Source organism: Gemmatimonadaceae bacterium, assembly GCA_036496605.1.
Classification (GTDB): domain Bacteria; phylum Gemmatimonadota; class Gemmatimonadetes; order Gemmatimonadales; family Gemmatimonadaceae; genus AG2.
On sequence record DASXKV010000032.1, the window covers coordinates 186,259 to 200,485 of the forward strand.

Here is a 14,227-nt window from a genome sequence, read left to right on the forward strand (position 1 = left end):
GAGTTCGACCGCGGCGAGGCGCGCGCGGAAACTCGCGGCAGGTAACGACGTTGCGCGGACTATCGCTCGACGACAGGAGGCAGGTGCGTCGTCAATAACCGCACCTCGATTCCGCCATTTCGAGTACGCAGGCGCTCGCTCAATGGCAAACGCATCTCACGCTCGAGACGCGAATTCGCGGACATCATCGCGAGCTCCCATCCGGGACACTTTTTCCGCAGGATCTGGCCAAGTCGTGCGTACAGATCGCGCAGCCTTTCCGCCTCGCCAATACGAATGCCGTACGGCGGATTCGTTACGACATGTCCAGTCATCTCGTGCGGCGGCTCGATGGCCGAGACGGCGCGCACCGTGAACTCGATGTCCCCTGTGACGCCGGCACGTTGGGCGTTCGCCCGTGCCGCCCCGATGGCGCCATCGTCACGGTCCGATGCCGAGATGGCGACCGGTGATTTTGGAAGCGCATCACTGACCGCCTCCTCGCGAAGCTTCTCCCACATCGCTGATCGAACTTCGGGCCATGATAGGAAAGCGAAGCTCCGAGTCAGACCGGGCGCCATTCGTCGCGCGAGGAGCGCCGCTTCGATTGGTATCGTGCCCGAACCGCAGAACGGATCGATGAGTGGTGTCGTTCCCGACCAATCGCTTGCGATGAGCATCGCCGCGGCGAGCGTCTCCCGCAGCGGCGCCTTCGCAACCTGCTGTCGATATCCGCGTTGATGCAGCAACGCGCCCGAGCTGTCTGCGCTCACCGTGAACGCATCGTCGACGACGCGAATCACGAATAGTTGAGCACGCGACCCCGGCACATCGTTCTCGTCGTCGCTCTGTGGTGCCTCGAGCGCGCTCACCTTGCCGAGGCGATGTTCGATCGCTTCGGCGAGGCGTTGCTCGATCGCGCCGGTGTGATAGAGACGGGACTTTCGACTCGTCACCCGAAAGGTCACCGCGCTGCCGCCCGAGACGAAGCGCTCCCACGGTATGGCGCGTGCCAGACGCTCGAGCTCGTGGAAGGCACGGGCGCGAAAGCTGGCCACTCTCACGATCACTCGGCTGGCTGTGCGCAGCCACAGATTTGCTCGCGCGATCGACTCGATCGGTCCGGAGAATGCGACGCCGCCGCCCCCATTCTCCGCGCGCGGCGTGAGCCCGAGAGCCTCGAGCTCCGCGGCGACTACCGGCTCGAGTCCCGGTGCCGCCGCGGCGTACGCCTCGAGCGTTCTCGCGGACTTACTTCGCGTCGCCGACGGCGCGGGCTTTTGGCGCTGCGGCATCAGTCAGGATGCTCGATCGTGTTGGCGCGCGTTGGGTTCGGCGTCCACGTAATCGGAGCGGCCCCACGTAGCGCTCCCACAAACGGAAGCCAAGCAACATCACGAACACGAACAGGTAAACGAGCGGGAACAACGTGTCCTTCTTCACGGCCCACAAATAATGCACCGTGCCCGTTATCGCAGACACGTAGATGATTCGATGAAGCTGTGCCCAGCGCGCTCCGCCGAGACGGCGCACCGAGCCCTTCGTAGACGTGAGGGCGAGCGGCACCAAGAGTACGAACGTCGTCATCCCGATGAGTATGTACTTATGCTTGGCAATCTCGCCGCCCATCGCGCGCCAGTCGAAGAACCAATCGACGCCGACCCACATGCTCAGGTGCACGCAAGCGTAGAAGAACGTGAAGAGCCCGAACATGCGGCGATATTTCGCGAGCGCGCCAACGCCGAGCAGCTCTCGCACGGGCGTCACCGCGAGCGTTATCGCCAGGAACCGAAGTGTCCACAGGCCTGTGAAGATCTCCGCCTCGCGAACAGGATCGGCGCCTAACGCCTCCGGCCGGTCGTGCGTGACACCCCAGAAATTCCAGGCGAGCAGCGCCGCCGGCACGAGGCAGAGCACGAACACCGCCGGCTTGAGGCGGCCCAACACACTCGCGGACTTCACGCTCGAGAAATCAATCGTCGGATGACTCAGTAATTCTTCCTGAGATCCATCCCCGAGTACATGCTGGCTACCTGCTCAGCGTAGCCGTTGAACATGAGCGTACGCCGGCGTCGGAATTCGCCGATCCGCCGCTCTGTTGCCTGCGACCAGCGCGGATGATCCACCTCCGGATTCACATTGGCGTAGAAGCCGTACTCGTCGGGCGCGGCGATGTTCCACGTCGTCTCCGGCTGCTTGTCGACGAAAGCGATCTTCACGATCGACTTGATGCCCTTGAAGCCATACTTCCAGGGCACGATCAGCCGAATCGGCGCTCCGTCCTGATTCGGTAGTGGCTTTCCGTAGAGGCCCGTCGCCATCAGCGTCAGATCGTTCATCGCCTCGTCCATGCGAAGGCCCTCCACGTACGGCCACTGCAGAATCGGTCGTCGTTGCCCCGGCATCTCGTTCGGCCGAGAGACGGTCGTGAACGCGACGTACTTTGCCGACGGCGCGGGCTCGAACCGGCGGATCATCTCGGCGAGCGGAATCCCTTGCCAGGGAATGACCATCGACCACGCCTCGACGCACCGAAGGCGGTAGGTGCGATCCACGATTTTGTGCGGCTTGATGAGATCCTCGAAGTGATAGTCGCCGGGCTTCTTGCACAGCCCTTCGACGCGCACCGACCACGGCATCGGATGAAACCCTGCAGAGTTGTCCTTCGGGTCCTCCTTGTCGGTGCCAAATTCGTAGTAGTTGTTGTACGAAGTGATCTGTTCGTACGTGTTCAGCTTGTCCTCCGGCTGTTGAGCGGAGTCCACGGACACATCGCCGTCCGACGAGCCTCGCGCGTCCGAGTTGCACGCGAGGAGGCCGACCCCGGAAGCCCCGATGATTCCCGCTGCGACGAGAAAACGCCGCCGGTTGAAGTAGAGCTTCTCGTCAGTTATCTCCGACGACTTGATGTCGTCCGGGCGTCTGATCCACATCGTTGACCTCCGTGCGCGTGCAAGCCTCGAACTCAGAGGAAGATACTGCTTCGGCCGACGTCCGGTTCCTGATGTCGATCAAGCAATTTAGCAATTGCTCAGCACGCTGACTGCTGAGAAATCGGAACAATTCGTGCCCAAGATGTTTTCATGTCCAATACATCTCGGGCCCGGGCTCGCGAGATACTTGTCGCGCGCTTCGGCCACCGTGACTTTCAGACAGGACAGTGGGAGCCGATCAGGGCCGCGCTCGCGGGACATGATGCGCTCGTCGTCATGCCGACGGGAAGCGGAAAATCACTCATCTACCAACTACCAGCTTTGATGCTCGAGGGGCTGACGGTCGTCGTCAGCCCCCTGATTGCATTGATGAAGGATCAGCAGGATAAGCTCACGGCGTGCGGCGTCGACGCACTTGCGATGCACTCGCACCTCTCCGAATCCGAGGTACGCCAGCTGGAGCAGCGAGTACTCGATGGCGAGGGCGAAATTCTCTATCTGACGCCCGAGCGCTTCAAGGATCGCGATTTTTTCGAGAGACTGCTTTCTCGTTCAGTTAGCCTGTTCGTTGTCGACGAGGCGCACTGCGTCAGTCAGTGGGGACACGACTTTCGGCCGGACTATCTGATGCTCGGCTCGATCGTGAAGCGTCTTGGCCGTCCACCAATCCTCGCGCTGACCGCCACGGCGACGGAAGAAGTCCGCCGAGACATTGCGCGGCAGTTGGGCATGAACGATCCGGTCGTGACCATCACGGGTTTTGCCCGGCCGAACCTCCGGTTCGAGATGCGACGCACAGTCAATCAACGGGAGAAAGATCAGGCGCTCCGCGGTCTACTGCGAGATGGCCCTGGCGTCGGCATTGTGTATGTCGCAACGGTCCGCGAAGCGGAGCGCTTGTACGAGGAGTTTCGCCATGACGTGAAGATTGGTCTCTACCATGGCAAGATGGCGGCGGCGGATCGAAAGGACATGCAAGATCGATTCATGGCCGATGAGTTCAAGGCGATCATCGCCACGAACGCGTTCGGACTTGGCATCGACAAGAGCGACATCCGCTTCATCATTCATTACCACTTTCCGGGGAGCGTCGAGTCGTACTACCAGGAGGCCGGACGCTCCGGCCGCGACGGCGACCCCGCGACGTGCACCGTGCTTTATCGTGTCGAGGACAGCCGGGTACAGTCCTATTTTCTCGGCGGAAAGTATCCCGACGTCGAGGAAGCGGCGCGCGTTGCCATCACGCTCGAGCAGTCTCCGCTCAGAGAGCAGGTCCATCTCGATGATCTCGCGGACAAGTCGGGCGTACCGAGACGCAAGGCGCGAATCGTCCTCGTTCTCCTCAAGCGACACGGGCTCGTTCGCGAGTATCGCGGCGGCAGCTGGGAACGGCTCTCGATCGAGCGCCTCACCTCGATTGACCTGAGCGCCGACCTCACCGACTACGAAGCGCGACGGATGCAGGATCGGGCGAAGCTTCGGGCCATGGTGCAATACTGCCAGACCGCGCAGTGTCGCACGCGCTTTATCCTCGAGTATTTCGGTGAAGAGGTCGAGCCGGATTGGGAGTGCGGTAACTGCGACGCGTGTGATGCGATGTCGAAGTGGCGCATCCGGAAGGGAGAGGTCGCCGTGGGGGTGTAGACCGCTCGGTGCATCGCGCGTAGGCTTGTGGATCGGCAGTCACATCGTTGACGCCCCCCTGCCTCCGTCCGTTCACCGATATGCACCCCGATCAGTTCCTCGATCGAATTCTCTTTGACAACTCGATGCGTCAGTGGCTGACAGCATGTGCTGTCACGCTGGCGTCGTTTTTTGCGCTCTTGGTCATTCGCTTTCTGCTTGTTGGGCGGTTAGGAGCGATCGCAAAGCGCACGACGACCGAAGTAGACGATGTTCTCGTCGAACTGGTGGCGCGGACGAAGCCGTACTTCCTCGCCGCCGCCGCCCTCGTCTTCGGCTCGCACTTTCTCGTTCTGCCGCCGACGTTGGACAGGTATTTCGACGCGACGTTTGCGCTCGTGCTGCTCCTGCAGTGCGGGTTGTGGGGCGCCGGGGCCGTCGATCTCTGGATTCAGCGCCGAGCCGATCTCAAGGCGACGCGCTCGGACGTCGCAAGCGTTACGACGATTCGCGCACTCGGCATCGGCGGGAAGCTGGTGCTGTGGGTAATCGTGTTCATCACGGCGCTCGACAAGTTCGGCGTCAACGTCAGCACGCTGGTGACGGGACTCGGCATCGGCGGCGTCGCGATCGCGCTCGCCGTACAAAATGTGCTCGGTGATCTCTTCGCCGCGCTCTCGATCGTCTTCGACAAGCCGTTCGACGTCGGCGATTCGATCGCCGTCGATCAGATGCAGGGCACCGTCGAGCGGATCGGCCTCAAAACGACGCGCGTTCGCAGCGTAAGTGGTGAGCAAATCATCATCTCGAACAGCGAGCTGCTCAAGAGCCGTATCCGGAACTACAAACGTCAGCTCGACCGGCGCGTCGTGTTCACCACGGACATCACCTATGACACCGCGCCCGAGACCGTCGCGCGGATCCCAGGTATGATCCGCGAAGTGGTGTCGACCCAGCAGCCGGTGCGCTTCGACCGGAGTCACTTTACTGCGTATACGGACTCCGCGCTTCGCATCGAGACGGTGTACTACGTCCTCGACGCGGACTACTCACGCTATCTCGACATTCAGCAAACGATAAACCTCGAGCTATTACGTCGTTTCAACGCCGAGAAAATCGAATTCGCCTTCCCAACGCGTTCGGTGGTGCTCGAGGGAGCGCAGTTGTTGCCAACCGCCAGCCACCAACCACCAACTCAGAGCAGCGATCGGATCCAGCCGCCGTCCACCGCGATCGACTGACCGGTAATGTACGACGCCTGCTCCGAGGCGAGGAACGTCGCGAGCGCTGCGAACTCGTGCGGCTCGCCGAGTCGTCGCATCGGAATCTGCGCTTCGATGCGACGCGAGACGTCATCAACGCTGATGCCTTCCCGCGACGCCGTCGCCGTGTTCAGCTGCTCCACACGCTCGGTGCGCGTGTAGCCGGGCAACATCGAGTTGACGGTCACGCCGTAGGGTGCGACCTCGTTCGCCAGCGTGCGTGCGAATCCCGTTACGGCGGCGCGAATGCTGTTCGAGAGCATCAAGCCATCGACCGGCTGCTTGACGGCGATCGACGTGACGTGGAGTATGCGCCCCCACCGGCGTTCCTTCATGTCCGGCAACACCAAGCGCGTGAGCTCGACCGCGCTCCGCAACGTCAGCTCGACCGCCTCTTGCCAGATCTTCCACGCATGCGTCTCGAAAGGCCCGGAGGGTGGACCGCCGGCATTCGTGACGAGAATGTCGACGTGTCCCAACCGTTTTCGCGCGTGTTGCCACACACGGGTGATTCCCTCTTCGGTCGAGACGTCGGCGGCGACCGCGTCGACTTCCACACCGGTGCGTTCCACGATCGCATGTCGCGCTTTGTCGAGCGCGTCCGCGCCACGAGCGCAGATGACGAGCGACGCGCCCTCCGCGGCGAGCGCTTCCGCGATCGCCCGACCAAGCCCGCGACTGGCCGCGGCGACGAGCGCGGTCTTGCCGCGTAGTCCGAGATCCATAGCTGACGATGCCTAACGTCGCGGCGCGTTAGCGCCGGAGATAGGAATCGGTCTTGTTCAACCAATCCTCGCGCGGCGGCGAAAACACGTCGACGTCCAATGTATCCTCGAGCGCCTCGGCCTTATGCGGCACATTCGAAGGAATGTGCAGCACTTCGCCCGCGCGGACGACGATTTCTTCCTTCTCATCGTCGCCGATCCAGAAGTGGAGCGCGCCCTCGAGGATATATGTGAGCTGCTCGTTTTCGTGGCTGTGCTTCGGCACCACGCAGCCTTTCTTCAGGTAAACGTGGGCGAGCATCATCCGGTCTCCGGTAATGAGGCGGCGGTCCAACATCGCCGACACTTTCTCTCGTGGCAGCTCCTCCCAGCGGTACCAGGTAACGGAGCGCGTCTGTGCAGTACGATCGGATGATGTAGGCATGAAAAGTCGCTAAACGGTTGACGGATTCAGCGCGGTTGCGACCGCTCGTTAACCGATAATGCAAGCGGGACGCAATGGCTACTGCGCGACGTCAATCACGGGGCCCGCATCGTCGCCTCGGGTTTGGGGCTTGACGAGAACAGGCACGGGATAAACATTCGTCTTTTGTTCCGCCCTTCCGCCCGCCCACCACGAGCGACCCGTATGATGACGCAGTCCGATCCGGGCCCGATGCCGCCTAACGAGATCGCTCAGGACACGGTGGATGCCGTTCGGCGCGCGCTCGAACGTCACGTCAACACGGCCGACGCGGAGCCCGCACCGGAGCTCCGGGCCGCGTTGCACAGCCTGGCGCGTGAGGCGCGGCAGAAAAGTATCAGCCCAGAGCACCTCCTCGTCGCTCTCAAGAATATCTGGCGCGCACTGCCCGACGTCGAGCACGCGCGTACTGAGGACGAGCAGACACGCATCCTCCAACGCGTCGTCGCCGTCTGCATCAAAGAGTACTTTGCGGACTGAGCGCCGCACTCAACTCGTGAGTTTGGCGTCGAGCTCGATCGGCACATTGCCCTTCAGCACTTGCGAGATCGGACAGCCGTCTTTCGTCGCCTCGGCGATCTTCTTGAATTCGGCGCCGTCGATCTTCGGCACGGAAGCGCGCACCTCGAGGCGCATCTTCGTCACCTTGAAGCCCTCACCGACTTTCTCGATCGTGCACTGCGCGGTCGTGTCGACGCTGGTTGGCGGATGGCCAGCGCGTTCGAGACCAGCGCTCAGCGCCATGCTGTAGCACGCTGCCTCGGCAGCCGCGAGCAATTCTTCAGGATTCGATCCGGTCGCATTCTCGAAGCGCGATCCGAACGAGTATGAGCCACCGAGTCCCGTCTGGCCCTTGAAGCTTCCCGTGCCTCCTTTGAGCCCGCCCTTCCATGTCGCGCTTGCGGTCCGCGTTGGCATGACTTGAGATCTCCCGTATCAGTGGTGACAATCCTTCCGCCTACAGAATAACTACCCGACGCCCGCGCTTGACCGCCATCGCCGAGCGAACTTTTATCCTCATATGCCAGAGGTATCCGCTACGGACGGCGCCAGCGCGCTTCCGCCTTCGATCGCGCGCGTGCTCCGCTACTTTCAGTCGCTCGGCCGAGAGGAGAAGATGCAAGCGCTCGTCGGCTACTCGAAGCGGCTCGAGCCGATACCTGAGCGATTTCGCGAGCTCGACCGCGACGCGTTCAGCGTCCCGGAGTGTCAGACTCGTGTCGATCTCTTTCCCGAGTTCCACGACGGGACGATGCATTACTACGCGGACCTCAATGTTCGCCAATCGCCGACAATCGCTGCCTTTCTGGCGATTCTTTTTTCGGCGATCAACGATCAACCGCCCTCGACAGTCCTCGCGATTCCGGATGATTTCGCGCGACAGGTGATGGAGGGAATCGGCCTTGCCGGACGCGAGGTTGGACTGACCGCGATGTTGCTCCGGATCAAGCGCTACGCGAAGCAGGCCGCCGCGGCCGCTGCCTAACGAATCCGCGGCATCTCATACTCTCGAGACGTGAACGAAGCCGAACTCGACGAATTGCTCTCGACGCCGCGCGCCGCGACGGTAGAAGTGCTGCGTAACTCGCCCGGTGACATCGTCGTTCTCGGCGCTGGAGGCAAGATGGGACCGACGGTCGCGCGGATGGCGGGCCGCGCAGCCGCTCAGGTCGGCGATGGCCGCCAAGTGTATGCCGTCTCTCGATTCTCTTCGCCCGATGTCGCGCGCGTACTCGGCGGCGCCGGTATCGAGACCGTCGCTTGCGATCTGCTCGATCGTGATGCCGTTGCCGCGCTGCCAGATGCGCCTAACGTGATCTTCATGGCGGGGCAGAAATTCGGTACCAACGCGGCTCCGGGGACCACGTGGGCGATGAACACCATCATTCCGTCGATTTGCGCCGAGCGATACCGCGGTGCGCATGTCGTGGCGTTCTCCACTGGGAACGTCTATCCGCTCACCGCCGTTGTGGCCGGCGGCGCGCGCGAAGACGATCCAGTGGGTCCAGTCGGCGAATATGCCACCTCGGCACTCGGCCGTGAACGCGTGCTCGAGTTTTATTCCGAGCGCAATCGGACGCCCGTGTCGATCATCAGGCTGAACTACGCCATCGATCTGCGTTACGGCGTGCTCGCCGACATCGGTCTCCGTGTCTGGCACGAGCAGCCCGTCCCGCTCGCCATGGGGCATGTGAACGTCATCTGGCAAGGTGACGCGAGCCGCATTGCGATCGAATCGCTCGCGTTCGCGGCGACGCCACCGTTCATCGTCAATGTCACGGGCATCGACACCCTTGCCGTGCGCGACATCGCGCACGCCTTCGGCGCGGCCTTTGGAAAGGCAGTTCGTTTTCGCGGAAAGGAGAGTGCCGACGCTCTGCTCAGCAACACGGATCGGATGCGCGCCAGCTTCTCACCACCCGAGATCGGCCTCGAGACGATGATCGAATGGATCGCGGACTGGATTCGCGGTGACGGTCCGATGTTGGGCAAGCCCACGCACTTCGAGGAGCGGGCGGGCAAGTTCTGAATCTCGAATGGTATCTACGCGCGAATACCTGCGTTCGGGCGTCGTCGTCCCGGCCCATCCGTTGGCGCTCTCCGCGCGCCGAACGCTCGACGAGAAACGTCAGCGTGCGTTGACGCGCTACTACATCGATGCTGGCGCGGGCGGCATCGCTGTCGGCGTGCACACGACGCAATTCGCCATTCGCGATTCACAGTACGGGCTCTATCGCCCCGTGCTCGAGCTCGCAGCCGAGACCGCGAACCGGGCGCTCGCGGCGGGCCCCCAGCGTCCGTTCATCAAGGTTGCTGGAATCTGTGGCCACACAGCGCAGGCGCTGAGCGAGGCGCAGATCGCTGCCGCGTTAGGCTACGACATCGGGCTGCTCAGCCTCGGTGACTGGCGGCGCGAAGACGAGGGCGAGTTGATCCTCCACTGCCGCGAGATTGCCGAAGTAATTCCGCTCTTCGGGTTCTACCTGCAACCGGCCGTGGGCGGACGCGTATTGAGCTACGCATTCTGGCGCGAGTTCGCGGAGGTAGCGAACGTGTGGGCGATCAAGATCGCGCCATTCAACCGGTATCAGACGCTCGACGTTGTGCGCGCGGTCGCCGACGCAGGCCGCGACGATATCGCGCTGTACACGGGGAACGACGACAACATTGTTTTAGATTTGCTCACGCCATTTCCGGTCATGACACGCGGGGAACGCACCGTTCGCTGGATTGACGGTGGACTGCTCGGTCAGTGGGCCTGCTGGACGCGAGCCGCGGTGCAGCTGCTCGAGCGCGCAAAGGCGGCGCGGGCGTCGAGCTCGATCGACCGGGTATGGCTCGAGCAGGCCGCGGCGCTGACGGATGCGAACGGCGCCATTTTCGACGTCGCGCACGCGTTTCAGGGTTGTATCCCCGGCATTCACGACATTCTACGCCGCCAGGGATTACTCCGCGGCGCCTGGTGTCTCGATCCGCACGAGCAACTCTCCCCCGGTCAGGCGGACGAGATCGATCGCGTTTGTCGCCAGTATCCCGAGCTCAACGACGACGCCTTCGTGGAGGAGCATCTCGCACGCTGGCTCGACTGATGTGACTAGACGCCGAGGAGGTCTCCGATCCACGTCGTGCCCGCGGGCGCCTCGAATCGCGAGCGCCATTCCGCCGCTGTCGCCAAGCTCGTGTCGAACACTGGCGTATCGCCGGTCAGCGTGTGCCTCTTCGCGAGGTCCGGGAGTCGATCGCGCGTAGCGCACTGGACACGTCCCGACTTGTCGCGATAGAAAACGCGGCCGCCGCCGAGGAGGCGGGTTTCGAGCGGACGCTCGATCGCCTGGAGCACCCGAAACAGCCCGTCGATCGAGCAGCCCGACGCGCTCTCGACCGTGCTGTCAACACCGATAGTGAGTAAGTGCTCATCGCGCCAATCTCGGGCGCAGGTGAGAGGAACGCCGTGCGCTTTCCATTGAGCGAGGAACCGGTCGACTTCGGCGAGTAGACGTTCGGCGTCGTTGCCAGTCAGAGCGCGGTCGCTGCCGAAGACCCAGACACGCGACTCCTCGGGAAGCGAATCGAAGGAAACGATGGGCATGAGCGAAAGATACAAGCAGTACGCCGTCGTCATCTATGTGGCCCTGGACATGCCGCGTATGTTGAGCGTCTCGTCGGCCATTCAGGATGCTCGAGCACTTTCCCGCGACACTCGCACTCATCGGTATCGTCGTTCTCGTGTCGTCCCTCCTTTCCGGGTGGGTCGATCGAACTGGCTTGCCGCAAGTCGCGATCTTCCTCCTCCTCGGTCTGATCCTCGGACCGTTCGGGCTCGGGCTGCTCGACCTCAATCTGCATTCTCCGTCGCTGCAGGTGATCGCGACGCTCGCGCTCGTTCTCGTCCTCTTCAGCGACGCCATCGGCGTCGACGTCAGCGAGGCGCGCTCGAACAGGAGACTCGCGTTGTTCGTGCTCGGGCCTGGGACGTTGCTTCCCGCCATTCTGATTTCGGCGGGGGCCTGGTTCCTCCTGGACCTCTCTCTTCCGGCCGCACTCATTCTCGGCGCTGCGCTCGCGTCGACCGATCCGGTGCTGTTACGCGCGCTCGTGCGGCGCCCAGAGCTTCCCGCCGACGCGCGCATTGCTCTTCGCCTCGAGAGTGGTATGAACGATGTCGTGCTCCTTCCGATCGTCGTGCTCTCCATTCTCGCGCTCCAGGTGCGTTCGGGCGCAGCGTCGGCGGACATTGGACGCCGCTTGCTCGGACTGTTCCTGCTCGGGCCAGCGCTCGGTGCGTTGATCGGCTGGGCCGCTATCACGCTGCTCGAGCAGATTCGTCGGCGGTTCGGCGTTAGGCGCGACTACGAGTCGCTCTACGCACTGGGCGTCGCTTTCACCGCTTTCGCCGCAGCCGAGGGAGCCGGCGGCAGCGGATTTCTCGCCGCGTTCACGGCCGGCCTCGTGATCGCGTCCCTCGATGTCGAGCTCTGCGACTGCTTCTTCGACTACGGCGAAGCGAGCGCGGAGATGTTCCTGCTCCTCACCTTCGTCGCCTTCGGCGCGTCGCTCATCTGGATTGGACTTTCGGTCATCGATCTACGGTCACTGCTCTTCGCCGTCTTTGCGCTTGTTGTGCGGACCGCAGTGCTGTTGCCGGTGCTCCGCCACGCCGGCGTGACGAACGCCACGCGAAGACTCATTGCCTGGTTCGGACCGCGCGGCTTGAGCACGCTGCTGCTCGTGCTGCTCGCAGTATTCGCTGGCGTTCCGGGAGCAGAGCGGCTGTTCGCGATTGCGTGCCTCGTCGTGCTGCTCTCCGTTGCGTTGCATGGCGGCGGCATCGTTCTCTTGCTCCGCCGGCGCGAATTTTCCGTGCCCGCCGAGAATCAGAGTAGTGCTCGGCGCGCTCCGCTGCCGACAATCGAGCTGCGCGCGCCGCCATCGGCCTTTCTCGGACCGACGCCAGAGCGCATAACGATTGGCGAGTTGCGGGAACTGTGGGCTCGGCACGCGCCCGTTGTCTTGATCGACGGTCGCTCGGATCGGACCTATCGGAACGACGGGCTGCGCGCTCGCGGCGCACTGCGCGTCCCGCCTGACGACGCGGTGCGCGCTGCGCGCGCACTCCGCCTCGAGCAGCACGCAACGCTGGTCGTCTACTGTGCCTGAGTGGACGAGGCGACGAGCGCCCGTGTGGCGCGCGAGCTTCGCGATGCCGGCTGGCCGCAGTCGCGCGCGCTGGTCGGGGGATGGCGTGCCTGGCTGGAGGCCGGCCTTCCCGTTGAGCCTAGAGAAGACGTGGTACCGTCGAGTTGAGTCATCGGCGATACCACGTTTCACGTCTGCTGACTTTGCCTTGCTGTCAGCGCCTGGTTGTCTGTCCGGAGGGCATTGGTGGTAGCGGTGGCGCGGCGACTGGCGGCGGGCCGCCGGCGTTCGTCGCTGGCACTGCTCCATCCAAAATTCCGCCTCTCGAGACCAGCTGCGCCGCAAGAACGGTCTGGATCACGCTCGCGATGTTCGCCGTCGTTGCCTGTGGGGCGCCGCCGTCACCGTTGCCGCCCGTAATGGTTATAAGTTTCGCCTCCGATAGGGCACCGGCGATCGCGGGCGCGATCTGCGGAAGCATCTCGATCTGGCGGTAGCGGAAGTACGATTCCCCGCCCGCCTTGATCGCGTCGTTTACGTGCTGGATCGCCTCCGCTTGTGCCTCGGCGATGCGGCGAATACGAATTGCCTCGGCCTCGGCCGCGGCCGTCGCCTCGATTCGGACCCGTTCGGCGTCCGCTTTCGCTTGCGCGATTTGCGTCGCGTCCAGCTCGGCCTCTCGCTGAACGCCCTGCGCCTGTTGGCGCAAGGCCTCGGCCTGTGCAACCAGCGCTGCGTTCGACGCCTTCGTCTGCTCGAGCTCACGCTGCTTGTCGGAGATCGCGCGCTCGGCTTCGAGCTGCGCTTCCTTCGCGCGACGCGACTGCTGCGCGGAAACGATGTCGGCGTTCGCCTGTGCCTCGGCGGCCGACATGCGCCGCCGCGCCTCGGCCACCTCGGACTGCACGACCTTGATGTTGAGTGAATTGAAAATCAACCCGAGGTCCGTGAGCTCGCGCGAGCACGCCTTCCGAATGATCACCGCGAGCGGGTCGTCTTCGTCTTCCTGGACCGCGGCGGGGAACGCGAGCGCCTGCGGTTTCGCCAAGGTGAGCGACGTGGCGGGAGCGACGCCAGTGGTCTCCGGCAGCGCGCGCGACGGCACCGTCTTCGCCGAGAAAAGCTGATCGTGCGTGAGTAGGTTGATTGCGCGTCGGCCCGAGCTCGAAAGCAGATCGGTGAGTGTGCTCATCTGATCCGAATCCGGCTTCGCGAAGAAGCGATTGGCGGCCGTCCGGACCATCACGTCGGAGTCACCGACCGAGACGATGGCGCTCGCCAGCACGCGAATCTTGATCGGCTGCGGCCGTCCGGTCTCGTCGACGTCCGCTGTCTGATCGGTGATGTCGAGGTCGACGTTGATCACCTTGCTCGAGATGGTTGTACCGGTCGTGAGCAAAGGGATCTCCTTCGACTTGCCAGGGCCGCGATAAATGACGGTGCCGCCGGTGATCCAGCTGACGAGGCGAATTGTGCCCGCATCGACGTCGCGGAGAAATGCGGCAACGATCGTGGGTATGACCACGAAGAGGAGAAGCAGCGCGCCCGCGCCGATGAACAACGGATTGGTAATGATGGTGTGAAGATCCATGACGCTACCTTCGC

15 protein-coding genes are annotated in these 14,227 nt (G+C 63.2%); 7 read left to right on the top strand and 8 right to left on the bottom strand.

Annotated features, from left to right (window positions below; genetic code table 11):
- Positions 1-59: 59 nt before the first annotated feature.
- From VGH98_11500 to msrP, 3 genes are read right to left on the bottom strand one after another with little or no spacing between them, the layout of a single operon-like run.
- Positions 60-1,274, bottom strand: coding sequence for a class I SAM-dependent RNA methyltransferase (locus tag VGH98_11500; GenBank protein ID HEY2376590.1), 1,215 nt, complete (start codon positions 1,272-1,274; stop codon positions 60-62).
- Positions 1,231-1,941, bottom strand: coding sequence for a protein-methionine-sulfoxide reductase heme-binding subunit MsrQ (locus tag VGH98_11505; protein HEY2376591.1), 711 nt, complete (start codon positions 1,939-1,941; stop codon positions 1,231-1,233). The genes VGH98_11500 and VGH98_11505 overlap by 44 nt, the downstream gene beginning before the upstream one ends.
- A 26-nt stretch (positions 1,942-1,967) precedes the next feature.
- Entirely contained in the window at positions 1,968-2,912 is a 945-nt protein-coding gene (gene msrP, locus VGH98_11510; protein ID HEY2376592.1) for a protein-methionine-sulfoxide reductase catalytic subunit MsrP, read from the bottom strand.
- A 150-nt stretch (positions 2,913-3,062) separates the two neighbouring features.
- On the opposite strand from msrP, the gene VGH98_11515 reads away from it, so the two are divergent.
- Entirely contained in the window at positions 3,063-4,556 is a 1,494-nt protein-coding gene (locus VGH98_11515) for an ATP-dependent DNA helicase RecQ (protein HEY2376593.1), read from the top strand.
- Between the two features lie 47 nt (positions 4,557-4,603).
- Positions 4,604-5,776, top strand: coding sequence for a mechanosensitive ion channel family protein (locus VGH98_11520; GenBank protein ID HEY2376594.1), 1,173 nt, complete (start codon positions 4,604-4,606; stop codon positions 5,774-5,776).
- On the opposite strand, the gene VGH98_11525 is transcribed toward VGH98_11520, so the two are convergent.
- Together VGH98_11525 and VGH98_11530 are read right to left on the bottom strand one after the other, a co-directional pair.
- On the bottom strand, positions 5,731-6,522 hold the full coding sequence (locus VGH98_11525; protein ID HEY2376595.1) for an SDR family oxidoreductase: 792 nt from the start codon (positions 6,520-6,522) through the stop codon (positions 5,731-5,733). The two genes, VGH98_11520 and VGH98_11525, sit on opposite strands and share 46 nt — an antisense overlap.
- A gap of 28 nt (positions 6,523-6,550) precedes the next feature.
- Positions 6,551-6,946 (bottom strand): cupin domain-containing protein, encoded by a 396-nt coding sequence (locus VGH98_11530; GenBank protein ID HEY2376596.1) that lies wholly within the window; start codon positions 6,944-6,946, stop codon positions 6,551-6,553.
- Positions 6,947-7,150: 204 nt separating this feature from the next.
- On the opposite strand from VGH98_11530, the gene VGH98_11535 reads away from it, so the two are divergent.
- Positions 7,151-7,465: a Clp protease N-terminal domain-containing protein gene (locus tag VGH98_11535; protein ID HEY2376597.1), complete on the top strand. Its 315-nt coding sequence runs from the start codon at positions 7,151-7,153 to the stop codon at positions 7,463-7,465.
- Between the two features lie 9 nt (positions 7,466-7,474).
- On the opposite strand, the gene VGH98_11540 is transcribed toward VGH98_11535, so the two are convergent.
- A complete protein-coding gene (locus VGH98_11540; protein HEY2376598.1) occupies positions 7,475-7,903 on the bottom strand; it encodes an OsmC family peroxiredoxin in 429 nt (142 codons plus the stop codon).
- A gap of 103 nt (positions 7,904-8,006) precedes the next feature.
- Between VGH98_11540 and VGH98_11545 the strand changes: the two genes are divergently transcribed.
- Genes VGH98_11545 through VGH98_11555 form a run of 3 tightly spaced genes read left to right on the top strand, consistent with a single transcriptional unit; the run spans position 8,007 to position 10,575 of the window.
- Positions 8,007-8,471 carry a SufE family protein gene (locus VGH98_11545; GenBank protein HEY2376599.1) on the top strand — a complete coding sequence of 155 codons (465 nt, stop codon included), beginning with the start codon at positions 8,007-8,009 and terminating at the stop codon, positions 8,469-8,471.
- Positions 8,472-8,501: 30 nt separating this feature from the next.
- On the top strand, positions 8,502-9,515 hold the full coding sequence (locus VGH98_11550; GenBank protein ID HEY2376600.1) for an NAD(P)-dependent oxidoreductase: 1,014 nt from the start codon (positions 8,502-8,504) through the stop codon (positions 9,513-9,515).
- A 7-nt stretch (positions 9,516-9,522) separates the two neighbouring features.
- Positions 9,523-10,575: a dihydrodipicolinate synthase family protein gene (locus VGH98_11555; protein HEY2376601.1), complete on the top strand. Its 1,053-nt coding sequence runs from the start codon at positions 9,523-9,525 to the stop codon at positions 10,573-10,575.
- Positions 10,576-10,580: 5 nt separating this feature from the next.
- On the opposite strand, the gene VGH98_11560 is transcribed toward VGH98_11555, so the two are convergent.
- The gene (locus VGH98_11560; GenBank protein HEY2376602.1) at positions 10,581-11,075 is read right to left on the bottom strand and encodes a hypothetical protein; all 495 of its coding nucleotides are present in this window, start codon (positions 11,073-11,075) and stop codon (positions 10,581-10,583) included.
- A gap of 86 nt (positions 11,076-11,161) precedes the next feature.
- Between VGH98_11560 and VGH98_11565 the strand changes: the two genes are divergently transcribed.
- Positions 11,162-12,643, top strand: a complete 1,482-nt coding sequence (locus tag VGH98_11565) for a cation:proton antiporter (protein ID HEY2376603.1) — start codon at positions 11,162-11,164, stop codon at positions 12,641-12,643.
- A gap of 193 nt (positions 12,644-12,836) precedes the next feature.
- Here VGH98_11565 and VGH98_11570 read toward each other — a convergent pair whose 3' ends face one another.
- A complete protein-coding gene (locus VGH98_11570; protein ID HEY2376604.1) occupies positions 12,837-14,213 on the bottom strand; it encodes a hypothetical protein in 1,377 nt (458 codons plus the stop codon).
- Positions 14,214-14,227 lie beyond the last annotated feature (14 nt).

Coding starts and splice junctions, on each gene's coding strand:
- VGH98_11500 (HEY2376590.1), bottom strand. CDS start 1,274: ATGCCGCAGCGCCAAAAGCCCGCGCCGTCGGCGACGCGAAGTAAGTCC.
- msrP (HEY2376592.1), bottom strand. CDS start 2,912: ATGTGGATCAGACGCCCGGACGACATCAAGTCGTCGGAGATAACTGAC.
- VGH98_11515 (HEY2376593.1), top strand. CDS start 3,063: ATGTCCAATACATCTCGGGCCCGGGCTCGCGAGATACTTGTCGCGCGC.
- VGH98_11525 (HEY2376595.1), bottom strand. CDS start 6,522: ATGGATCTCGGACTACGCGGCAAGACCGCGCTCGTCGCCGCGGCCAGT.
- VGH98_11530 (HEY2376596.1), bottom strand. CDS start 6,946: ATGCCTACATCATCCGATCGTACTGCACAGACGCGCTCCGTTACCTGG.
- VGH98_11535 (HEY2376597.1), top strand. CDS start 7,151: ATGATGACGCAGTCCGATCCGGGCCCGATGCCGCCTAACGAGATCGCT.
- VGH98_11540 (HEY2376598.1), bottom strand. CDS start 7,903: ATGCCAACGCGGACCGCAAGCGCGACATGGAAGGGCGGGCTCAAAGGA.
- VGH98_11545 (HEY2376599.1), top strand. CDS start 8,007: ATGCCAGAGGTATCCGCTACGGACGGCGCCAGCGCGCTTCCGCCTTCG.
- VGH98_11555 (HEY2376601.1), top strand. CDS start 9,523: ATGGTATCTACGCGCGAATACCTGCGTTCGGGCGTCGTCGTCCCGGCC.
- VGH98_11560 (HEY2376602.1), bottom strand. CDS start 11,075: ATGCCCATCGTTTCCTTCGATTCGCTTCCCGAGGAGTCGCGTGTCTGG.
- VGH98_11565 (HEY2376603.1), top strand. CDS start 11,162: ATGCTCGAGCACTTTCCCGCGACACTCGCACTCATCGGTATCGTCGTT.
- VGH98_11570 (HEY2376604.1), bottom strand. CDS start 14,213: ATGGATCTTCACACCATCATTACCAATCCGTTGTTCATCGGCGCGGGC.